Origin of the sequence: Alistipes shahii WAL 8301, from assembly GCF_025145845.1 — a bacterium.
Classification (GTDB): Bacteria; Bacteroidota; Bacteroidia; order Bacteroidales; family Rikenellaceae; genus Alistipes; species Alistipes shahii.
Window position 1 is genome coordinate 1062897 of the sequence record NZ_CP102253.1, and the last position, 21813, is coordinate 1084709.

Here is a 21813-nt window from a genome sequence, read left to right on the forward strand (position 1 = left end):
AAACAAATGAACATGAAAAAAAAGGATCCGGAGTCGACGGAGATGACTTTTTTCGAGCACATCGACGCCCTGCGCCCGCATCTGGTGCGAGGGGTGATGGCAATCGGAGTCATCGGACTGGTGGCCTTCTTCTGCAAGAGTTTCATTATCGACACGGTGCTGTTCGGGCCACAAAGCCCGGACTTCCCCACCAACCGCATGCTGACATGGGTGGGCGCCCAGTGGGCGCATATGGCCGAATGGCTCAACAGCGTGCTCGGCACGTCGTTCGACACCGATCCGGAGACCTTCCGCATCGCCAACGACCGTTTCTCGATCATCAACACTTCGCTGTCCGGGCAGTTCAACCTCCACATGAAGATCTCGCTCCTGACGGGACTGGCAATGGCCATGCCCTACACGCTGTGGGAGTTCTGGCGCTTCGTACGCCCGGCGCTCACGCCGAAGGAGATTCAGGGAACCCACCTGTTCGTATTCTGGGTGTCGCTCTGTTTCTTCGGAGGGCTGCTGTTCGGTTATTTCGTCATGGCGCCGCTGTCGATCAACTTCTTCGCCAACTACCAGGCCAGCGAGTTCATCACCAACATGTTCGACATCAGCGACTACCTGACCACCGTCATCATCGTCTCGATAGCCTGCGCCTTCATGTTCGAACTGCCGCTGCTGATCTACTTCCTGACCCGCATGGGGCTGGTTTCGGCCGGATTCCTCCGCAAATACCGACGCCATGCGTTCGTCATACTGCTCGTCGTCGCGGCAATCATAACCCCGCCCGACATATTCAGCCTCATTCTGGTGATCCTGCCGCTATACGGGCTGTATGAATTGAGCATCAAACTCGCGGAGCGGACCGAGCGCAAGCACGCCGCCGAAGAGGAACAAACGACGGAAATGACGGAAACGACGGAATAGCAGAAGACATATGGAGCGAACAAGCGAAACGAAGCCCGTCACGATCGTAGCCATCGGGGCGGGCAACCGTACCAACAAATACCTCGAATACGCGATCCGGAATCCCGACCGGCTGAAACTGGTCGGCGTAGCGGAGCTCAACGACATCCGCCGCCACGCAGTCGCCTCCAAATTCGGACTGAAGCCCGAAGAGTGCTTCGCCGACTACGAACGCTTTTTCGAAAACCCCGTCCCGGCCGACGCCATCCTGATCGGAACGCCCGAGAACATGCACTTCGAGCCTTGCATGAAGGCCATCGAGGCGGGTTACAACGTCCTGCTCGAAAAACCGATCGCGCAGTCGCTGCCCGAATGCTGCCGCATCGCCGAAGCGGCGCGGCGCAAAGGGGTCATCGTCGGCGTCTGCCACGTCCTGCGATACCATCCCTATTTCATCAAGATCAAGGAGATCGTCGACTCGGGCCAGCTGGGAGAGATCATATCGATCAGCCACCTCGCAGCCGTGGGGCTCGACCGAACCACACACGGATTCGTCCGCGGCATGTGGCGCCGCGAGGAGATCACCAACCCGATGCTGATTTCGAAATGCTGCCACGACATCGACTTCCTGCTGTGGCTCACCGAGGCGCGCTGCCGCAAACTATCGTCGTTCGGGTCCCTGCGCTGGTTCCGGGCCGAGAACGCCCCGAAGGGAAGCACGCCCCGGTGCATCGACTGCCCGCTGGAAAAGGAGTGCCCCTACTCGGCAGTGGACCTCTACTATAACCGGCGCGACTGGATTTCGAATTTCGACGTCCCGGAAGGCGCGACGCTCGACGAGGTCATACTCCGACAGTTGCGCACGGGCGATTACGGCCGATGCGTGTTCCGCTGCGACAACGACGTGGTGGACCACCAGATCGTATCCATGGAAATGGAAAACGACGTCACGATCTCCTTCTCGATGGATGCCTTCACCCTCGGCGACCAGCGAGAGACACACATACGGCTGACTCACGGCGAAATCGACGGTGACGAACGCATCCTGCGCGTGCGCCGATTCCGGGGCGGGGAAGAGCAGGTATACGATTTCTCCGGCATACTCGGCAAGCCGTTCCACGCCGGAGCCGACCTAAATCTGGTCGAGGATTTCGTCGACACGATCAGCCGCAGGGAGCACCGCTTCCGCACATCAATCGGAAAATCGGTCGAAAGCCACCGGATATGCTTCGAAGCCGAGCGAAGCAGACTATCCGGACAGACCGTAATCCTCGACCAAACACGCTGATCGCCCCGGGCACAAACAGGCAGGCTGCAACCTCTCGGTTGCAGCCTGCCTGTTTGTCAGCGTCATTCGACCGCCAGCTCCCGGTCGATCCGATCGGCCATGTAGCGGCAGAAACTGCGCGTATCGGCCAAGGGAGCCGACGCAGCGCCCCGCCGGTACATCGCCTTCATGTCGAGTAGCAGTCCGTAGAACAGATGCTCCCGGAAGGCGGGAATCACCCGCGGCGTCCGGTAGCCGTAGGCGGCGCCCTGCACCTCGCCGGCGCCCAACGGCGTGAAATCGTCGGCCCGGCGCTCCGCCGGCATGTCCGGAAGCGCCCCGGCGTCAGTCGCCGGGAACAGATCGCCGCCGTCGGACAGCGAAGCGGACCCGTCAAACAGCGCGAAGGCGCTTCCCGAACCCGACGAAGGCTTATCTTTGACGTTGGCCGCGGCGACGGTCGATTTGAGCAGCGACTGTTGCAGATTACGGACATGGTCCGTCAGCGGTTCGCGCGAACGGAGCCGCTCCTCGAACCACGCCACGAGGTCCTTCGCCATGAGGTCGGCCGTATAAGGATCGTCAGCCTTCGAAGCCGCGAGGTCCAGCGTTCCGAGCTTTTCAAGAAGCGTGCGCGCAATCCGGCGCTGGAGGTATTCGCATGCCTGCACGCGGTTGTAAACGTTCTTCGACACCCCCTGCCGGTCGATCCAGCCGAGGTCGGCGGTCAGGGCGAGCGCCTCGCGCAGGGCGCGTCGCTGCACTTCGCGCGGCACGGCCGTGCAGGCGGGCCGGGCCGTTCCCTCGTAGACCGGATTCATATAGACGCCCCCGATGTAGCGCATCAGCTGCAAGGCGAGGGAGTTGACGCGCAGAACCATCTCCGTGAGCAGCTCCTCGCGGAACTTGTAGTCGCCGTCGCGGCCCGAAAGCCACCCGTCGCCGTGCTCGGCGACATATTTCAGATTGGCCGATTGCAGCGCCACGCTCCGGAACAGGTCGTCGCCCAGGTCTCCGGCCCCCACGCGGGGATCGTAAGTCCCGGAGGCGTACTGCGCGAAGAAACAGCGGGAATCACCCTCCTTCGAGGCGAGCAGGCGGCGCAGCTCCGGAACCTCGTCGTGCGGCGTCACAGCCCCCGGAACGGGCTTGTAGAGCCACTCGACGGCCAGATAATCGTAAGGACCCAGCGCATCGGCCACGAGCTTCACACCGCGCTCCCTGTCGCCCGGCTGCGCGACGATGTTGTAGAACACGTCGTCGGTGATCGACGCCGCCAGGCCGTTTTCCCGCGTAAACGACGGCGAACGGAGCGAGTCGGTCGGATAGGCCGACGAGGCGGCGTAGTTGGGCATCACGCCGAAAGCCGAGGCCGCACGGCGGGCCACCATGGCCGTCAGGGCGTCGGCGATCTGACGCGCCGAAGGCTGCGTGGTGCGCGCCTCGGGGTCGGCGGCCGACAACGTCAGGAGCAGCTTCTTCTGAATGGCGGCCGTGAAATTGAAGGGCACGAAGATGTCGGTCCCGAGGATTTCACCGCTGCGCGGATCGACCCACGAGGCGGTGTAGAGTTCCGAATTGGAGGTTCCCGTGCGCCGCACGCAGTTGTTATAGAGGCTGTTGTCGTTGAAAGCCGGATCAGCCGGAAAAGGCTCTACCCGCACGACATCCTTGCAGCCGATCTTCGCGAAGGCATCGTTCCACAGCAGAAGCCCCCGCTCGACGGCGGCATAGGCCGAAGCGTCGAAAGCCGTGTCGACGTAAAACACCACGGGACGCACCTTCCCCGCGCTGTCGAGGATCGAACGGCGGCAGACGTAATAATCGGTTTTGGCCTCCTGCTCCCGGTCCGAGAAGCGTTTGAACGCCTTGGCCGCCAGCCCGAGCCGCTGGTCGCAGAGCCGCATCCGCCGTTCGGGATCGCCCAGCACGCGGAGCGTGCGGCGGGCGACGATCGACTGGGGCTTGTCCTTCCACAGGTCGAGCAGGCCGAGGAAGCTGACCGTCGTGCCGTAGGAAAGCTCTCCCACCACCGAAACGCACCCTTTTCCGCCCGTCACGCCGGTCAGCATCGAACGGTCCTTCTTGTAATCGGCCTTGGCCGTCATCCAGCCGCCGTAGGTGTTGCCGCCCTCGGGGTCGATCGGACGCAGGCGTTTGACGTCCCCGACGAAAAGCGCCGTGACGTCGACGACGGACGACTTCCCGTCGGGCGTGCGGGCCTTCACGGCATACGAGGCCACGATCGGACCGATGTTGCTCCGTCCAACGGCCTCACGCATCGCCGGGCTGCCGTCGACGATCACCACCGGAGCGAACTCCCGCATGCAGAGGAGCGTGTCGCTCTTCCCGCGGCCGAACTCGACCATGTAGGGCGGCACGGGCTGCTGGTGGGCCAGTCCGTCGCCGGGATCGCCCGTCCGCTCGATCGTCGTGGTGATCATCAGCCCCCGGCCGAGCAACGAATCGGGGAGTTCGAGGTAGAGTTTGTCCGCAGTCAGGTGCAGGGTCAGCCCGCCGCCGCGGACAGTCTCCACCCGCTTGTCCTTGAACAGTTTCTCGTAGGGAGTCGCCTTGGCGGCGGTATCGGCCTCCTGCTTCTTTTTCTTGTCGCGCTTCCTGTCCCCGGCTCCGGCTTCCACGGCGGCCGAACCGGCCGCCCGGACGGGCCGAGACGCCGCCGGCAGCAGCAAGATTCCCGCCAGCAGCGGAAGGAAAGCTATTTTAAACAGTTTCATCATGGTCCGGAAGATTTATTTTTTCAACGCTTTCTCGATGTTGCGCAGCAACAACTCGTAGTGCAGGCGCGCTTCGCCCGTCGCCGAAGCGCTCTTCGTGCGGAGCATCGCACGCAGTTTGAGCAGCGCGGCATAATCCCCGGCCTCGGTGTTGCGCGGGTCGTAGTAGTTCAGGCGCGGAGAGCCGTAGCCCAGCAGCGGCGCGGTGTCGACGCGGTGCGCGGCGGAGAAGGTTTCGAAGGGGTCGTGGCCGCAGCGTTCCCCGCAGGCGGTGAGCGCCGCGGTGCGGGCCGCATGCTCCCCAAGGAAGGCGGGAACGGGCATCAGTCCCTCGTCGGAGACCAGCTTCTTCTCCTCCCGCGCCCCCGTCCCGGTGTATTTCAGCCCGGCCGAAAGGCTGAGACTGCGGACGTATTCGCGCTGGAGCATCATCTCCAGTGCATCGGGCGTGCGGCCCTTCAGCGTCGAAGCCCACACGAATTCATAGACATCCCTGCGGCACTCCTCGGGCGTGTAGGCCTCCTTTTCGGCCAGCGCGGCGCTCAAAGCCACACGCGCCGGGGCGGCCACGACGACCGACACCAGCGAAGCCATGATCGACTCGGCGGGCGAACCCATCAGCGGCATGTCGCGGATCAGTTCGGCGTTGTCCAGCCACTTCATGTCCTTGAGCTGCGCGAGACAGAACAGCAGGGCTTCGCGCTGGCGTTCGCGCGGCACGCTGCGGTAGGCTTCCACGGGGTCGCCCTCCATCTTCTCGGCGAAGTAGATGCCGCCGACGTTGGCCAGCACGTGGTTCAGGTAGCGGATATACTGCGTGAGCACCTCGTCGTAGAGGGTGCGCCGCTGGGAGAAATCGGGGTCCTGGGCGCCGATCCAGGCGTTCATGTTGCCGAGAATGTATTTCAGATTGGCGATGCCGTAGCCCGAGGCCTTCACGGCGTCGTCGCCCAGATCCTCCGACTGCGAACGGGGATCGATCGAGCGGCTGAACTGCTGCTTGCCGAAACGGTAGACCGAATCGGCGGCGGCCCCGGTTATCCATTTCGAAGTGACGGCATATTCGTCGGCAGCCGTCGCAGCGTCGGGCACGGGCGTGTAGAGCCATTTCACGGCATAGTAGTCGTAGAGGCCGAAACGCGGCGGGGTGAGCTTCACGCCGCGCTCCCTATCCCCGGGCCGGGCCACGTAGTTGAAGCGAGCGTAGTCCATGATCGAGGTGGTCGTGCCGTACTTCTGCGTGAACGACGGCGAGCGGAGCGAATCGACAGGAATCACCGCCGAGGCGCTCATGTTGTGCATGTAACCCAGGCAATGGCCGACCTCGTGGGCCACGACGTAGCGCAGTCCGTCGCCGATCACCTCCTCGGGAATCGTCACGGCGCGCACGCGCTCGTCGGCCTGCGCCGTCTGGACGAACAGCCAGTTGTTCAGCAGTTTCATCACGTCGTGGTAGACATAGACCGAAGCGTTGAGTATCTCGCCGCTGCGCGGATCGACCCACGAAGGCCCCATGGCGTTGGCGATGGCGATCGGCGCGTAGCGAATGCACGAATACTTGATGTTGTCGGGATCGAATTCGGGATCGTCCTTCGGATAGGGCTTTGCGGCGATGGCGTTTTTAAATCCGATGCGCCCGAAAGGCTCGTTCCACTGGTCGACGGCCTCGAAAATATGCTTTTTCCACATCTCCGGGAATCCGTCGTCGACGTAGAAAACGATCTGTTTCTTCGGCGCGACCCGCTCGCCGCGCTTCCAGGCATCCATATCCGACGGCTCCAGCCGCCAGCGGTGGGCGTAGTAGATCACCTTGGCGCGCTGCTCGCGCTCGCTGAAAAGCACCTTGCCGGTCGGGAACACCGACATGCGGCTGTCGGTGATGCGCGGACGGTAAGGCTCGCGGGGCAGCAGCACCAGCGAACGGGTCATCACGGCCGTCAGCGGCTGATCCTTGACCAGCGTCGTGCGGCCGCGGGTGAGCGTGAAAATATAGCTCAACGTACTGCGCACCACCACATTGTCGCTGAAAGCCTTGATTTCGCCCAGCATCGAACGCTCCTTCTGAAAGGTCTTCTTCAGCTCGAAAGCCGTATAAAGTCCGTACTTCGAGAAGGGCGACATCTCCTCCACGTCGGCCACGAACAGGTCCGTGACGTTGACCACCACGGCCGTGCTGTCCCGGTTCCAGGCCTCGATCTTGTAATTGCGCAGGATGGGATCGGCCGTGTTCCGCTTCACCGCCTCGGCCAGCGCGCGGGAGGCCCCCGTCTCGTCGGTGATGTTCTCGCAGTTGACCGTACGCAGCTGGACCGAACGGTCGTTGCGCGTGAAAACCACGTGCAGCGGATAGTCCGACTTGGAGCCGGTCGTCGCCGCAGCGTTGTCCGAAACCTCCGAAATGGTCGATCCGAGCAGCATTTCGCGCCCGAAAAGCGAATCGGGAATCTCGAAATAGAGCTTCCCCTTGACGTCGTGCAGGCGGAACATGCCGTCGGCCACCGTATGTTTCTCCTTGAAAAGTTTGTCGTAATCGCTTTCCTTCGGTTTTTCGGCCGAACTCTCCGCCTTCTTCGAAGCGGAGGATTTGGGCTTCTTCGCCGTCGCCGTCGCCGCCGTGAGGCAGAGCAACAGCACCAATAGTTTTCGGATCATCTGCTGAAATTTAGAATTGTGTTCGAGGTTCTTTTCGTCCCGGTTCCTGCGCCCGTTTCATAATAAAGAGGGAATTTTGCCGGAAACGACATACACGAAGGCCGAAAAAAATGGGCCGCGTCGTGTGACGCGGCCCGCTCATCCCTGATTTTCAGCGGATCAGTACATATACTCGGTTTTGGATGGGTTGCCTCCCTGCTGCGACCACGACGCGGCGCAGCCCTCGGCCGCACCCTTCACCGCGAAGACGGTAGGCTTGTCGTCCTTCATGCCGTTGACGTAGATCGTGCCGTCGTAGGAGATCGTCGGCGACGAACGCAGCTCGTCGGCCAGCTTGATCTCCGCCACGCGCGAGCCATCCTCCGGGCGGAGTTTCACCAGCTTGCCCGTAGTCCGGTCGTTGTAATAGACGAAGCCCTGATCGTCGACGGCCGGAACGCCGTTGATGTCGCCGTCGGCGGCGTGCTCCCAGCGTTTCACGCCCTGCGCGGAGATGGCCGTGACGTGGGCCGCCACGCTGCCGGTCTTCTGCGTCGCGGCGTAGACCGTGCCGTCCTCGCCCAGCGCCACGCCCATGCCCGACTGGGCGCAGTCGCCCTTGACGGGACAGTACCAGTCCGGTTCGGGCGTCTGCCCGTAGACGGTCTTTGCCGGATCATAACAGTAGACGACACCCCCGCCCAGACTCTTGTCCGCACGCACGCCCTGGTTCTGGAACAGAATGTAGACCTTGCCGCCGGGACCCGACGCAGGCTGCGTGCCGTTCGGCGCCTCGCACGTAGCATCCTTGCCGCTGCCGCCGTAGTTGTGCTCGCGGCCGTTCGACTTCACGCAGGAGAATTTCCACTTGCCCGCGCCGTCGGGGAAGAAGACGCGCATGCCGTGACTGCCGCCCGTACCGGCGATCACCATGCCGTTTTTGAGCGGCAGCACGCCGCCGTAGGAGCCGCCGTTGACGTGCCGCTCGTCCACCAGGTCGCCCGACGATTTGTCGTAGACCTGGAAATTCTGGTGCCCCGAAGGCACGTTGCGCGCCACAATGAAGAGGTATTTCTCGGTGACGGCCGGCGATAGGAACCGGAAGCTGGTGTTCACGCCCGTATTCACATGCCAGACCTGCGAGCCGCCCCCGGCGCCGCCGCTGACGGCGTAGAACGCGCTGCCTCCCGCACCCTTGTTCGGCTCGTTGAAGCCCGCCAGCGCGTAGACCGTGCCGTCCTCGTCGACCGAAGGCGTCGGCGACTGCACCTTGATCGAACCGCTGTTGTTCTCGGCCGACGCACCGTCCTTGCCGATGTCGAAGGCCCAGAGACGCTCGCCGGCCTTCGTGAAGCAGACCAGCGAATAACCCGTCGAAGTCACATAGACATACTCGCCGTCGGGGCTGACCGCGGGCGACGTGCCGAACACATAGGCGTCCTTCGTGTCGTCGTAGGGGTACGACCAGAGCAGGTCGAGGCTGATGGCGCCGCGGCCCACGTCGATGGTCACCGTCTTGGTGTTCCTGCCTTTCTTGTTGTCGGTCACGGTCAGCGAGACCTCCGTAGCCCCCTGCGCCGCGAAGGTGAATTCGGGGTTCTGCTTGTCGGAGGTCGTGGTTCCGAATTTCCACTCCCAGGCCACCACCTCGCCGTCCTCGTCGGTCGAACGGTCGGTGAACTGCACCGGTTCGCCCGCCACGACCTTCTCGGGCGACCACGTGAAGTCGGCCACGGGCCGGATGTTGTTGTCCACGACCCGAATGGTCTTCTCGAACGACGACTTCTTCGCCCCGCGGTCGGAGGTGACGGTCAGCTTGATGACATACTCTCCGGCCTGATCGTAGGAGATGTTCTCCGGGGTGGTTTCGTAGGAGACGACGCCCTTGCCCAGCTCCCATTTGCAGATGGCGATCAGGGCGTTTTCGGCCGTCGAAGTGTTGGTGAGCACCACCGGATCGCCCACGTCGTAGGACTCCTTGTCGGTGGTGAACGAGGCGTGGACCGCCACTTCCTCGTCCGGCTGGCAGGAGACGGCCCCCATGAGGGCGAAAGCGGCCAGCATATAGATAAATCGTTTCATTTCAATCGGTTTTGAGCTTTGGTTGCAGGATTACTTGAACTCTAACACGGCCGCGATGGGATAGTGGTCCGAAATGTAGGGGACCTTCTCGTAACGCTGGTCGACGGTGGCGAAGCGCAGGGGCGTGAAGCCCGAGCTGAAGATGTGGTCGATGCGCGGGTAGTTGGTCGCCCCGCCGAAGTTGTTGAACGACGCCTTGTTGTCGGTCACGGGAGCGGTCGTGCGCGCGTCGGCCATGAACTTCTTCACGCCGTCGAAAATCGGGCTGTCGAGCATCTTGTTGAAGTCGGCGGTCAGCACCGTCGGCTGGTTGTCGGGGTTGAGCGACCGGATCTTCGCCTCGATCAGCTCCATCGACTTCTGGGCCGCCACCTGCCCCACATGGTCGATGTGGGTGTTGACGTAGAAGAACTTGCGGCCCGACTTGTAGTGGGTGAACAAGGCCCACGTGGCCGTGCGGTAGGTCGAGGCGTCCCAGCCGACCGACGGGACGTCGGGGGTGTCGGAGAGCCAGAAGGTCCCCCACTTTTCGAGCTTCACGGCATCGGCGAGATAGTAGATGGCCATGAACTCACCGGCATTCTGGCCGTCGGTGCGGCCCACGCCGACGCTCTTGTAGCCCGCGCAGTTCTCGTCCATGTAGGTCTTCTGGTCGAGCCGCGCCTCCTGCACGCCGAGCACCGTCGGCTGCTGGTCGGCGAACATCGCCGGAACGGCCTTCTTGCGGTTGTCCCAACTGTTCGCACCGTCGTCGCCCGAGCTGTAACGCACATTGAACGACATGACTCTCAGCTGATTGTCCTCAAGTCCGGGATTGACCGGCTCCTCCGGTTCGTCACCGGGCTGGGGTTTGTAGAATTCCGAGTAATCGGGCTTCGGATCGCTGCACCCGGCGGCGAAAACGAAGGCGAAACTCAACGAAAACGTCAGTAAATAACGGAATATTCTCATGGTCTTGCTTTTTATTTATTCGTTGTCCCACTCGGGGTTCTGCGAGATCGTATAGCCCGCGTTCCTGTAATCGCGGATCACCTTGGCGGGAATCGGATAGAGGTACTGGCGCCCGTCGGGATACCAGTAGCGGTCGCCCGCACCGGTCTTGTAGACCAGATCGTAACCCGACACGGGATTCGCCTCGGCATAAAGCCCCACGCCGTCCTGATTGACGCGGACGGCGATGTTCTTGTAGGCCGCCGGAGCCGACGCAACCTCGCCCTCGGTGAAGTAGTAGTCGTTCACGCCGTCGCCGTTGACATCGACGGGCTGCTCCAACCCGGGGATGTGAATGCCGCTCCACGGCAGGGTCTCCATCAGCGATCCGCACTTCCAGCGGCGCAGGTCGTCGAAGCGCATGCCTTCGGCGACGAGTTCTATGGCCCGCTCGCGGCGGATTTCGAGCAGCACGGGGCTGGTCACGTCCGGATAAAAGGTGCGTTGCAGGTAGCTGTCGACGGTCGTGGGCAGCGTCTCCGTGCCGCCCGTGATACCCGCGCGCTTACGCAGCGCACCGACCGTGAGCGCCCATTCGGAATCGGTGATCACCCCCAGTTCGGCCTGCGCCTCGGCGTAGTTGAGCAGCACCTCGGCATAGCGGATCAGCGGAATGCTGTTGATGTTCTTCGCACCGCCGTCGTACTTCGATTCGTCGAGCGTATACTTGATCACCTGGTAGCCCGTGAGCGAAAGGTTTTTGATGTCGGCGACCGCCGTCTTGCCGTCCCACAGGAAGTTGCGGCCGCGCACGGTCTGCTCCAGGCGCAGGTCGCGCCCCTCCATCTCCTCGGCGAAGGATTTCACGGCGTAGTCGGCGGCGGCGGTGAAGGGCGTGCCGTCCTGCTTGAGGTAGGTGTGGACGAACGAGCGGACGAGGCTCCAGCACAGTCCGTACGAGCGGGCGTTGAACCACCAGTTCTGCTCGCCGAAGATGCCGGATTTCTCGTTGGCGCAGACGGCGAGGATCACCTCCTGCGTCAGCGGCGTCTCGCTGTAAAACAGATCGCGATAGGCGCCCTTCTTGCCCGCGGCGGTGTTGAGCGAGCAACCGCTGTTGTCGATCACCAGCTTGGCGGCCTTGGCGGCCTCGCGATACAGCTCCTCGGGGGTTATCTCAAGCCCCGTGAGGTTGTGGTAACGGCGGTAAGCCGCTTCGAAGAGGCAGACGCGCGACTTGAGCGCGGCGGCGGCCCAGCGCGTGAGCGTCGCGCTGCCGGTCGACGAGGTGGCCTGGATGTGCTCGTAGGCGAAATCGAGGTCGGCGATCAGGTTGCGGATGATCACGTCGCGGCTGTCGCGGTCCTTGTACATCACGTCGTTCTGGTAGGACTGGATGTCGTTGGGGAACCAGGGAACTTCGCCGTAGGTGGTCAGCTTGTCGTAGTAGAACCACGCACGGAACCAACGGGCGATGCCGAGGTAGTTGTCGCGCGTCTCGGCTTCGACGGTGCAGTATTTCGGATCATTGCAGCCGTCGATGAAGTAGTTCACGTTCTTGAGCGCGCCCCAGCTCCAGCTGGTCGCCGTCTCGGTGTTGTAGGCCCCCCGCTTGATGAAGGTGTCGGTGTTGCTGACGGCCCCCACGTCGCACATCTTGTCCTGCATGAAGCCGTTCTTGAGCGTCGGCAGGGCCTTGTAAAACGAATTGGAGTAGAGTTCGAGACCCGATTTCGATCCGAAGATCATCGACTTGTCGGCTTTCACCTGCACGTTCTCCGTCAGGTCGCACGACGTGGCGAACGCAACGCAGCCCACGAGCAGACTCCATATATAGGTTGATCTTTTCATAGCACGTAAACAGTTTAATAGGTGATCGAGATGCCGAAGCTGAAGCTGCGCATCACGGGATAGTTATGTCCGTCGCCCTTGCTGTTGGAAATATCCGAGTCGGATTTCTTGCTGGCCACCGTCACGTCGAAATCCTTCGTGTGGCGGTAGAGCGGCGACCAGCTCCAGAGGTTCTCGCCCGAGAAGTAGACCGAGACCTTCGAAAGACCGATCTTCGAGATCCACCGCTTGGGCAGCTCGTAACCGAACTGAAGATTCTTCAGCCGGATGTACGACACGTCCTGCAGGTAGCGCGTATTGACGTTGACCGTATTGGCGTTCATCGGGCCGTAGTAGCCCACGTAGCGCGGCAGGTAGGCGTTCGGACGCTCCTCGGTCCAGTAGTTTTGCAGATGCCACGTCGGAACCTGGTTGTAGGGACGGTTGTACATGCCCCAGAAAAGGCTCTCGTCGCTGGGGAACCACTGCTGTCTGCCCACGCCGTCGAACAGCGCCGAGAGGAAGAAACCGTTCCAGTCGGCATTGAGCGAAATGGTGTAGAGGTAGCGCGGCTCGGAGTTGCCGATGATCTTCCGGTCGCCCGGATCGTCGACCGTGCTGCTGCCGCGGTCGATGGCGTCGTTACCGTTCAGGTCCTCGAAGCGCATGTCGCCCGGATAGGTGATGTACTTCTCGGAGGTCTGCATGATGTCATTCTTGTAGCCCTTGCCGCCGAACGCCGCGTCGATTTCGGCCTGCGACTGGAACAGCCCGTTGCAGACGAAACCCCAGATCTCGCCCAGACGCTGCCCCTCGTAGTAATCGGAGAGCTTGCGCGAGGCGTTGTTATAGCGGTCGATTATGGAATAATAGTCGGCCAGCGTCGCCTTGATCCCGAAATTGAAAGGCTTGCCCGCCAGCTTGAACGAATCGTTGTAGCTCAACGCGATTTCATAGCCGTAGGTGCTCATGTCGGCGTAGTTGCCCTTGGGGGCCGTCGCTCCGAAGGTGTCGGGAAGCGTCGGGCCGACGGTGTACATGTCCACCGTCTTGCGGATGTAGTAGTCGGCCGTGAGGTTCAGCCGTCCGTTCAGGAAACCGGCGTCCAGTCCCACGTCGAAGGTTTTGGAGGTCTCCCAGCCGATGTTGTCGGGAATCTGGCCCGGGAGGCTCGTGTAGCGCAGCTTGGCCTGACCGAAGAGGTAGCGGGCCGCATCGCCCGAACCGGTTCCGAAGGTCGACAGGCCGAAGGTTTCGAGGTAGGTGTAGGGATCGACGTTGCTGTTGCCCAGCGCACCGTACGAGGCGCGCAGCTTGAGGTTCGAAACGGCCTTGGGGCTGACATTCCAGAATTTCTCCTGCGAAACGCGCCAGGCGGCCGAAGCCGAGGGGAAGAAGCCCCATTGGGAGTTGTTCGGAAATTTCGACGAGCCGTCGTAGCGGCCGTTGACTTCGAGCAGGTAGCGGTCGTCGTAGGCGTAATTGAAGCGGAAGAAAGCGCCCACGTAACGCCAGCGGCTGCCGCCGGCGGTGATCGACATGATGTCGCCCAGCGCGAAGTTGATGTTGTCGGCGTCGGGCATCAGAAGACCGTTGCGCTCGGAGTAGGTCGACTTGTAGTCCTGCTGCTCGTAGTTGTAACCGGCCAGCGCCTTGAAATAGTGTTTCTCGGCGAAGGTGTCCTCGAACTCGGCGTAGGCGTTGGTGGCGATATAGGTCGTCAGTTGCAGCGACTCCTTCATCACGTCGTCGGTCTCGGGCGTGCCGAGGTAGACGATTTCGCCCTCGTAGGCGCTGTAAGGGATGGCCGTGGTCTTTTTGGTCTCGGTGTAGTCCTTGGTGCGGAACGAGAAGTCGCCCGTCAGGCGCAGGCGGTTCTCCAGCATCGTGACATTGAGCGTGGTGGTGTTCTTGAGCGTCTTGGTCGTGCGGTCGAGCCAGTTGTTGCCCGTCACCAGACCGCCGATGGCGTAGGCGCCCGACTTGGTGAGCGTACCGTCGGGATTGAAGATCGGCGACGAGGGGTGCCCCTGGTCGTTGAGCGAACGCCACAGCACGCCGCCGCCCTCCTTCGAATAACCCATCGGCTGACGGTAGCGGTCGTGCGTGTAGTCGAAGTTATTGCTGATCTTCAGCCATTTGAACACCTGCGAGGAGACCTTCGAACGGAGGTTCATCGTGCGGTAGGTGTCGGGCGTGAAGTTGAACAGGCCGTTGTAGTCGTACAGACGCCCCGAAAGGTAGTGGCTGATCTTGCCGTTCGAACCGCTGACCGAGATGTTGTGCGTCTGGGCGATCACCGTATCCTTGTAAAGTGCGTCGTAGTAGTCCGTATTGCCGTAGTAGACATACTTGCCGTCGGGTTCGACCGTCGTTTCGAGCTTGTTGCCCGCGAGTTTGCGCTGGCGGAAGGTGTCGAGCCACGCACGCGAAAAGTCCTGCGAGTTGTTGAAGCCCGTCGGCTCGTTGAAGCGGTAGTTGTACCATGCGTCGTAGAAGAGGCGCGAATAGACGTAACCGTCGTCCACGACGTCGGGAATGGCCGTGGGCTGCTGGATGGAGACGTTGCCCGTGTAGTTGATCGTGAACTTGTCGGTGAGTTTGCCCGGGTCCTTGGTGGTGATGAGCACCACGCCGTAGGGTGCGCGCGAACCGTAGATGGCGGCCGAAGCTGCGTCCTTGAGCACCGAGACCGACTCGATGTCGTTGGGGTTGAGCATCGCGGGGTCGCCCTCGACGCCGTCGATCAGCACCAGAGCCGATCCGCCCGCGCCGATCGACGTCTTGCCGCGGATGTTGTACGACGCCGAGCGGTTGGGCTTGCCGTCGGCCAGCGAAATATTGAGGTTGGGCACGGCGCCCTGCAACATCTGCGTGACGTTGGCCACGGGACGGTTCTCCAGAAGTTCCGAGGAGACCTGGTCGACGGCGCCCGTCAGGTTGGCCTTCTTCTGCGTGCCGTAGCCCACGACCACCACCTCGTCGACGAGCGTGGCGTCCTCCTTCAGCTCCACGGCGACGAACGAACGGTTGCCGACCGGGATTTCGGCAGTGGCGTAGCCCAGCGCCGAGACTTGCAGCACGGCGCCGTCAGCCAGACCCTCGAACGAGAACGAGCCGTCGGTCCCGGAACTCACGCCGCGGGTGGTTCCCTTGACAATCACCGCGGCCCCGACAACGGGCTGGCCCGCGGCATCCCGGACGACGCCCTTAACGGATTGCGGCACAGCGGCACTCTGCCGGGGGGGGGAAAGGTAAATCTTGCCGTCGCGGATCTCAATTTCGACCTTGTCGTCCGCCAGCAGCTGTTTCAGCGCCGCACGCACGTCGACATCCGCGACGGCGATGCTGACGACCTTGTCGGGATTGACCGTCGGACGCGCATAGTAGAACGTGTAGCCCGTCTGCTCGGTAATCCGCCCGAACACCTGTTCGAGCTTGGCATTCCGGAAATTCAACGTCACTTTCTGCGCCCGGGCCGTCAGGGCCGTCCCGGCTACACAAAGCAGCATCAGAAAGAGTAGTCTGATTCGTTTCATACAGATTAGTTTAGGTAGTTGTTTACTAAAAAGCCCGTTTGCGCGCTTTTCACAGAATAGACACGCAAACGGGAAAAAACGATGAGCCGAAACTCTTTTTTTTATCTGAAACTTACCTTTATTTCTGTTTTGGTGCGTTCGAAACGCACCGGAGAGATCAGTTCCATTTCACGCAAAACATTATCCAGCAGCGTATTGTCGGTCGCAAAGGTGTAGGATATGGGGCGATCGGGCTGTCCGTCGGTTTCGAAGCGCACGTCGTACCACCGCGAAAGGGTTTCGAGCACCTCTGCAAGGGGCGTGTCGCGGAACGAGATCACGTCGTCCTTCCAGATCGAATAACGCATGGCGTCGGCGCCGCGGACGATCCGCCCCTCGCCCGAGCGCCGGTCGTAGAGCAGCTGTTCGGAGGGCGACAGCTCGAAACGACCGCCGCGACGGTCGTCGAGCACCACGCGCCCCTCGTCGAGCGTTACGGCGACGATGTCGTCGTCGCGGTAGGCCTTGACGTTGAACGACGTGCCGAGCACCTGGATCTCTCCGCCCTCGAACTCCACGACGAACGGCCGCCGGGGATTGTGGGTCACCTCGAAGTAGGCTTCGCCTTCGAGCCGGATGCGGCGCTCGAAAAGCCCGAACTTCACGGGATAGTGGATTTTCGACTCGGAATTGAGGTGGGCGACCGTGCCGTCCTGAAACAGGCACTGCGTACGCCGCCCCCGGTCGACGACGAATTCGCCGTACTCCGCATCCGAAAAGATGCCCCCTACCTGACGGTCGAGACGCAGGGCGACGCCCAGCACCAGCGCGACGGGAATCACGACGGCGGCGACGCGAAAAAGAATGCGCCGCCGCCGGCCGCGCGTGAGGGCGGTTTTGATCCGCGCGAAGATGCGCTCCGAGGCGACCTCCTCCCGCTCATAGTCGCCGCAGGACTCCTGCCGGTCGAAGTCGCGGCCGATGTAGCGACTGGCCCATGCCTGGCCCGAATCGGTGGCGAGCCACTCGGCGACCGAAGCGGCCTCGGCGGCGGTGGCGCGGTTTTCGAGCGTCTTATGCAAAAGTTCTTCCGAAGGTCTGTTCATAAAAATAAAGTTTGCAGGATGACGATAAGCAGGACGATATGGCCGAAACGGCTCTTCAGGAGTTTGACGCCCTCCTGGTAGTGCGAACGGACGGTGTTGACCGAAAGATTGAGCATTTCGGCGATCTCGGGGTTCGAATAGCCCGCCTTGCGCAGGTACATGACCTGCCGCTTCTGGGTCGGAAGCCCCGCGATCACCGTATCGAGCATCTGCAAAAGATCCTCGCGCTCGATCTGCGCGTCGAGCGGGTCCGAAGCCTCGGGAATGAGCTGCGCCAGGCGGTAGCTGTGCACCAGCTCGGTATTGCGGCTGCGCAGGTAATTGAGGATGTAGTTGCGGGTCATCGTGTAGAGGTAGTTCCGCAGGCTCAGCATGACGGTCATCTCCTGCCGCCCGATCCAAAGTTTCACGAAGACGTGCTGCACGGCGTTCTCGGCCGCGGAACGGTCCTTCAGCATCTTCAGGGCCACGGCATAGAGTATCCGGTGATACTTCCCGTAAACCACCCGGAAAGCCTCCTCGCTCCCCTGCTTGATCCGCCGGAACAGTTCCCGATCCTCGTTTTCCTGAATGAAATCTTCGGTCATACCGGAAGCAAAGATAGCATTAATTTCAGATTTGCAACCTCCTGCCCCAAAAAACGAAAAAGCCGCAGCCCGAAAGCTGCGGCCCTGCCGGTCTGCGGATCAGCGGATTCCGTATTTCCGGAAAATCTTGCGCAGCTGCGGTTCGAGATGGCGGGTCATGTACATGAAACCCTGGTCGGAGGGGTGCGAACCGTCGACCGTCCCGAGGTGGTCCGTGCCGATCATCCCCCGGGAGTCGATGAAGTAGATGTTCCGGTCGTCCTTCATCAGCCGCCGGACGCCCGCTTCGGCGGCGGCGCGCTTGTCGGATTCGAATTTCCGCGCCCGGAGGTTGAAATTCACGGTCTCGCGGACCTCGGTCTGAATGAAGATCAGCGGCGTCGAGGGATGCGCCTTGCGGACGGTCGCCACGAAGGCGTCGAGCCGCTCCTCGATCTCCCCGGCGCTCGGGTTGGAGAAGGCGTCGAAAACAAAGGCGTCGGCATCCATCTCGGCCAGCATCCGCGCGAATTCGGGTTGCAGCTTGCATTGCCCGCTGTAACCGAGATTCAGGAAATCGAGTCCCATCCGGCGGGCCAGCCGCGCCGTCCAGGTCATGCCGGGACGCCCGGCCGAAGCGCCGTGGGTGATGCTCGACCCGAGCACCACGATCCGGTGGCGGAAGGGGTTCGGAACGGCCTCGATGCGGCTGTCGCCGTCGATGCCCAGTTCCAGCGAAAGCACCTCGTCCCACAGGGGCAGGTAGACCAGACAGGTCTTTTCGCCCTCGTCCATATACTCGACCAGCGCGCTGTCGTGGTTGTCGCCCTTGGGCCAGCCGAAACCGGCGTAGGCCCACTGCCCGTCGCGCTCGATGTAGAGATCGAGACCCTTGCGGGCGATGGCGGTCATGTTGTGGCCCAATCCGTATCCGCCGGTTTTCCACCGGGCGCGGATCGTCCGGCTGTCGGTGCGGAAAACGACGGCCAGTCCGGTGGAGAAGGCCGAGTAGTTCTTCACGGGCTGCCAGAGTTCGTAACGGGCGGTGTCGACCCGCTGGAACAGTTTGGGTGTGGGCATGCTCTTGCCGATGACGGTCAGCGTCGCGGCATCGACGTAACGGAGCGGTTGCTTCTCCTGCGCACCGGCGGCGTTCAGCGTCAGCAGCAGCACGGGCAACGCGAGGCTGCGGAAAACGAGGGAAAGGTTCTTCATGGTATCGGAATTTGGTTGTATCCGGGTTTGTCGGCCGTCCGGCGGATTCAGAGTTTGTAGAGCGCGTAAACGGGATTGTGGTCCGAGAGGAACGGAACGCCGTAACGCCCGGAATCGACAAGGGTCCGGTAGGCCAGCGCACGGGCGTTGCGGGCGAAAATGAAGTCGATCCACAGCGAACGCTTGCCGAAGTCGTTGAACGTCGGCAGTTCGTCGGTCACCGGGGCCGCATGGCGCGCCGACTGCATCCACGCCTTCAGCGGGTCGAGCAGGGCGTTGTCGTAGGTCGTATTCAGGTCTCCCGAGAGAAAGACGGCGGCCTTCTCACCGGCGATCCGCTTCATCCGGGCGACCATCATCCGGGCCGATTCGGCGCGGGCCTGCTTGCCGATATGATCGAAATGGGTGTCGAAATAGAAGAACTCCTTTCCGGTTTTCCGGTCCTTGAGCTGCACCCACACCGTGACGCGGCGGCACATGGCGTCCCAGCCCCGCGAAGGGCATTCGGGCGTGGGGCTGATCCAGAAAAACCCGCTGTCGAGCAGGATGTATTTCGAACGGCGGTACATGATCATCAGATGCTCGCCGCCGTCGGGTTTCTTCTCGATGTCGGTCGCGGCGTCGCGCCCCATGTCGACCTCGGCGTATTCGGGGAGGTTCACCTTCAGATAGTCGATCTGCGGCCGGTGCGGCTCCTGGAAGCCGATGACGTCGGGCGATTCCGCACGGATCATCTCCAGACAGGCGGCGCGCCGCGCAACCCAGCCGTTGTCGCCGTCGGCGCCGGGCTTGTAATAGCGGATGTTGAACGACATCAGTTTCAGGTCGGCCTTCGCAGCGGCGGCGGCCAGCGCCTTGTCGTCCTGCGCCCGCAGGGGCAGCGCGAGGCCGAGAAGCGCAACAAAAAGCAGTAGTTTTTTCATCATGGACAAAGGTGCCAACACGCCGGACGCAGCCGAAACCGGACAGTCCGGCAGAACGCTCCGACAAATAAAAAATATCATTACAGCACCAAAGATAATTCAAAAAAAGCAAAAAAAGCAAACCGGGTCCTGCTTTTTTATACGGATTACGGGCCGCAGGCCACTGTAACAGGCAGCAAAAAGAAAGGGCCGAACCTCCGACGGAGCCGAACGGAACGGGGCGCACGCCGCGGTTCCGGGACAGAAACGCCGCATCCGCCGATCTTCGGACGTCAGGCGTTTTTTCCGCGGGAAAGGCTCCGAATGTCCCGGAAAATTGCTACCTTTGCCGCAAACAAACCCTATTTACACTATGGAATTCGAAGGAACCGTTTACAAAATACTGCCCGTGACGAAGGGAACGTCGGCACGCGGTGAGTGGCAGCGTCAGGATGTGGTTTTCGAAATGAACGAAGGCTCTTTCACACGCAAAATCTGCGTTACGTTCTTCAACAAGCCCGAAGACGTGGCCCGTCTGAAAGAGGGCTCGACCTACAACGTCTCGGTCAACATCGAGTCGCGCGAATACAACGGCCGCTGGTACACCGACATCCGCGCATGGCGTCTGCAACCCAAACAGGAGGCCGCGGCGGCCCCGATGCCCGACATGCCGCCCATCGCCGAGGAGCCTTCCTACGCCTCTGCGCCCGCACAGGTCGACGACCTGCCGTTCTAAACGGACCCAACCGAAAAACTCCGGCCTTCGATGATTCGAAGGCCGGAGTTTTTTTAGATACCTATTTATAAAAAATCCGGATGTGCATGCGCACATCCGGATTCATTTTTCACGGTCCGACTATTTTGCGGGAGCAGCCTCGGGCTTCTCGGCCGTTGCGGTCGAATCGGCCGGAGCAGGCTCCACGTAGGGAGTGACGTCGATCAGCTCGACCTCGAACTCCAGAGCCTCGTTGGGACCGATGTCACGGCCTGCGCCGCGCGCACCGTAAGCCAGGTCGGCGGGAATCCAGAGCGTGATCTTGCCGCCCTTGCCCACCAGCTGCAACCCTTCCGTCCATCCGGGAATCACACGGTTGAGCGGGAACTCGACGGGTTCGTCCTTGTCGAAATCATCGGGACGCTGCTTCTTGATCATCTCCTGCTGCTCCTTCGAACGGTTGGCGAACTTCGAGGTGTCGAACACCTTGCCTTCGCGGGTACGGCCCGTATAGTGCACCTTCACCACGTCGCGCGGGTCCTTGGGCATCACCGATGCGTCGCCGGCGTCGGTAACCTTATAGAGCAGGCCCGACTCGGTCTTCTTCACGCCCGACTTCTTCTCCGTCTTCTCCAGCCACGCCTTCGAAGCCTCGGCGTTCTCGGCCGGACGCTTCACCATGAAGTAGTACTGCAAGTACTGGTTCACCTCGTCCTCGGTCATCTTGGCGTTGTTGTCGCGCACGTTCTGCATGGCCTCGCCGATCCAGACCAGCTGAATGGGCATGCCGCTCTGTGCGATGTTGTAACCGATGTCGTTACCGAAGGCATAGGAGATCTCGGTACGCTCCTCCTCGCTCTCGAACATGTCGGGATCGGCCGCGGGATACTCCACCTTGGTCGTGTCGCCGCCGGCCAGGCGCACGCTGTCCGCCTCGGCGCGCTTCTGCGCCACGGCCTGCGCACGCTCGCCGCGCTTGGTCATAAAATATTCGCGCAGCATATCGAGCGACTTGTCGTGCTCCTGGGTGGCCTTGCCCAGAGCGCCTTCCCGGACGCCCTTGTCCACAGCCTTGAAATCGAACGGAATATCCTTCATTTCGTAGCTCATGCCATAACCGATGTTGGCTCCGAGCGAATACGACAGAGAGTCGAACTCGGACAGACTGCCCAGCTGTACCCCGCTCTTGTTTCCTCCGCAGGAGGCGAGCATTGCGGCACCCGCGAGCGCCGCAGCAAAAAAGATTTTTTTCATTGTTGTTTTCACTATGTTTGATGTTTCCTTTATATTGTCGCCGTCGCACGCGCAAAGACAGTGCAAACCGGGAGCAGAGGCGAATTTATCCGGCTCTGCCGAGGCGCCGCCTATCAAAGCGCGGGCTTATTCCCCGCAAAGATATAAAAATTTTGTTAACGAAATGAT

General features: G+C 61.6%; 14 protein-coding genes. 3 read left to right on the top strand and 11 right to left on the bottom strand.

Annotation, left to right across the window (positions count from 1 at the left end):
- Window positions 1–6 precede the first annotated feature (6 nt).
- Together tatC and NQ492_RS04585 are read left to right on the top strand one after the other, a co-directional pair.
- Window positions 7–912 (top strand): twin-arginine translocase subunit TatC, encoded by a 906-nt coding sequence (gene tatC, locus NQ492_RS04580; RefSeq protein ID WP_015547246.1) that lies wholly within the window; start codon window positions 7–9, stop codon window positions 910–912.
- 10 nt (window positions 913–922) lie between these two features.
- A complete protein-coding gene (locus tag NQ492_RS04585; RefSeq protein ID WP_015547247.1) occupies window positions 923–2179 on the top strand; it encodes a Gfo/Idh/MocA family protein in 1257 nt (418 codons plus the stop codon).
- Between the two features lie 62 nt (window positions 2180–2241).
- Here NQ492_RS04585 and NQ492_RS04590 read toward each other — a convergent pair whose 3' ends face one another.
- The 10 genes from NQ492_RS04590 to NQ492_RS04635 form a co-directional block, all read right to left on the bottom strand.
- Window positions 2242–4899: a zinc-dependent metalloprotease gene (locus NQ492_RS04590; protein ID WP_015547248.1), complete on the bottom strand. Its 2658-nt coding sequence runs from the start codon at window positions 4897–4899 to the stop codon at window positions 2242–2244.
- Window positions 4900–4911: 12 nt separating this feature from the next.
- Window positions 4912–7548, bottom strand: coding sequence for a zinc-dependent metalloprotease (locus tag NQ492_RS04595; RefSeq protein WP_044054429.1), 2637 nt, complete (start codon window positions 7546–7548; stop codon window positions 4912–4914).
- 159 nt (window positions 7549–7707) lie between these two features.
- Window positions 7708–9609: a PKD domain-containing protein gene (locus NQ492_RS04600; RefSeq protein ID WP_138266193.1), complete on the bottom strand. Its 1902-nt coding sequence runs from the start codon at window positions 9607–9609 to the stop codon at window positions 7708–7710.
- A 30-nt stretch (window positions 9610–9639) separates the two neighbouring features.
- Entirely contained in the window at window positions 9640–10560 is a 921-nt protein-coding gene (locus NQ492_RS04605) for an endonuclease/exonuclease/phosphatase family protein (protein ID WP_015547250.1), read from the bottom strand.
- A gap of 15 nt (window positions 10561–10575) precedes the next feature.
- Window positions 10576–12390 (bottom strand): RagB/SusD family nutrient uptake outer membrane protein, encoded by a 1815-nt coding sequence (locus NQ492_RS04610; RefSeq protein WP_022062518.1) that lies wholly within the window; start codon window positions 12388–12390, stop codon window positions 10576–10578.
- 14 nt (window positions 12391–12404) lie between these two features.
- Window positions 12405–15908: a SusC/RagA family TonB-linked outer membrane protein gene (locus tag NQ492_RS04615; RefSeq protein ID WP_044054430.1), complete on the bottom strand. Its 3504-nt coding sequence runs from the start codon at window positions 15906–15908 to the stop codon at window positions 12405–12407.
- Between the two features lie 101 nt (window positions 15909–16009).
- Window positions 16010–16993, bottom strand: coding sequence for a FecR family protein (locus NQ492_RS04620; RefSeq protein WP_015547251.1), 984 nt, complete (start codon window positions 16991–16993; stop codon window positions 16010–16012).
- Window positions 16990–17580, bottom strand: a complete 591-nt coding sequence (locus tag NQ492_RS04625) for an RNA polymerase sigma factor (protein ID WP_015547252.1) — start codon at window positions 17578–17580, stop codon at window positions 16990–16992. Before NQ492_RS04625 ends, NQ492_RS04620 begins: the two co-directional genes overlap by 4 nt.
- 99 nt (window positions 17581–17679) lie before the next feature.
- On the bottom strand, window positions 17680–18774 hold the full coding sequence (locus tag NQ492_RS04630; RefSeq protein WP_015547253.1) for an SGNH/GDSL hydrolase family protein: 1095 nt from the start codon (window positions 18772–18774) through the stop codon (window positions 17680–17682).
- A 47-nt stretch (window positions 18775–18821) separates the two neighbouring features.
- Window positions 18822–19697 carry an endonuclease/exonuclease/phosphatase family protein gene (locus NQ492_RS04635; RefSeq protein ID WP_044054431.1) on the bottom strand — a complete coding sequence of 292 codons (876 nt, stop codon included), beginning with the start codon at window positions 19695–19697 and terminating at the stop codon, window positions 18822–18824.
- A gap of 352 nt (window positions 19698–20049) precedes the next feature.
- Here NQ492_RS04635 and NQ492_RS04640 point away from each other — a divergent pair, with 352 nt between their 5' ends.
- Window positions 20050–20412: a DUF3127 domain-containing protein gene (locus NQ492_RS04640; protein WP_015547255.1), complete on the top strand. Its 363-nt coding sequence runs from the start codon at window positions 20050–20052 to the stop codon at window positions 20410–20412.
- A gap of 120 nt (window positions 20413–20532) precedes the next feature.
- Here the strand turns inward: NQ492_RS04640 and NQ492_RS04645 are convergent, their stop codons facing one another.
- A complete protein-coding gene (locus NQ492_RS04645) occupies window positions 20533–21645 on the bottom strand; it encodes an FKBP-type peptidyl-prolyl cis-trans isomerase N-terminal domain-containing protein (protein WP_015547256.1) in 1113 nt (370 codons plus the stop codon).
- Window positions 21646–21813: the final 168 nt, after the last annotated feature.

What these genes read in the sequence shown, in the direction of transcription:
- NQ492_RS04625 (WP_015547252.1), bottom strand. Translation starts at nt 17,580, where the DNA reads ATGACCGAAGATTTCATTCAGGAAAACGAGGATCGGGAACTGTTCCGG.
- NQ492_RS04630 (WP_015547253.1), bottom strand. Translation starts at nt 18,774, where the DNA reads ATGAAGAACCTTTCCCTCGTTTTCCGCAGCCTCGCGTTGCCCGTGCTG.
- NQ492_RS04640 (WP_015547255.1), top strand. Translation starts at nt 20,050, where the DNA reads ATGGAATTCGAAGGAACCGTTTACAAAATACTGCCCGTGACGAAGGGA.
- NQ492_RS04600 (WP_138266193.1), bottom strand. Translation starts at nt 9,609, where the DNA reads ATGAAACGATTTATCTATATGCTGGCCGCTTTCGCCCTCATGGGGGCC.
- NQ492_RS04620 (WP_015547251.1), bottom strand. Translation starts at nt 16,993, where the DNA reads ATGAACAGACCTTCGGAAGAACTTTTGCATAAGACGCTCGAAAACCGC.
- NQ492_RS04615 (WP_044054430.1), bottom strand. Translation starts at nt 15,908, where the DNA reads ATGAAACGAATCAGACTACTCTTTCTGATGCTGCTTTGTGTAGCCGGG.
- NQ492_RS04610 (WP_022062518.1), bottom strand. Translation starts at nt 12,390, where the DNA reads ATGAAAAGATCAACCTATATATGGAGTCTGCTCGTGGGCTGCGTTGCG.
- NQ492_RS04635 (WP_044054431.1), bottom strand. Translation starts at nt 19,697, where the DNA reads ATGAAAAAACTACTGCTTTTTGTTGCGCTTCTCGGCCTCGCGCTGCCC.
- NQ492_RS04595 (WP_044054429.1), bottom strand. Translation starts at nt 7,548, where the DNA reads ATGATCCGAAAACTATTGGTGCTGTTGCTCTGCCTCACGGCGGCGACG.
- NQ492_RS04605 (WP_015547250.1), bottom strand. Translation starts at nt 10,560, where the DNA reads ATGAGAATATTCCGTTATTTACTGACGTTTTCGTTGAGTTTCGCCTTC.
- NQ492_RS04590 (WP_015547248.1), bottom strand. Translation starts at nt 4,899, where the DNA reads ATGATGAAACTGTTTAAAATAGCTTTCCTTCCGCTGCTGGCGGGAATC.
- NQ492_RS04585 (WP_015547247.1), top strand. Translation starts at nt 923, where the DNA reads ATGGAGCGAACAAGCGAAACGAAGCCCGTCACGATCGTAGCCATCGGG.
- tatC (WP_015547246.1), top strand. Translation starts at nt 7, where the DNA reads ATGAACATGAAAAAAAAGGATCCGGAGTCGACGGAGATGACTTTTTTC.
- NQ492_RS04645 (WP_015547256.1), bottom strand. Translation starts at nt 21,645, where the DNA reads ATGAAAAAAATCTTTTTTGCTGCGGCGCTCGCGGGTGCCGCAATGCTC.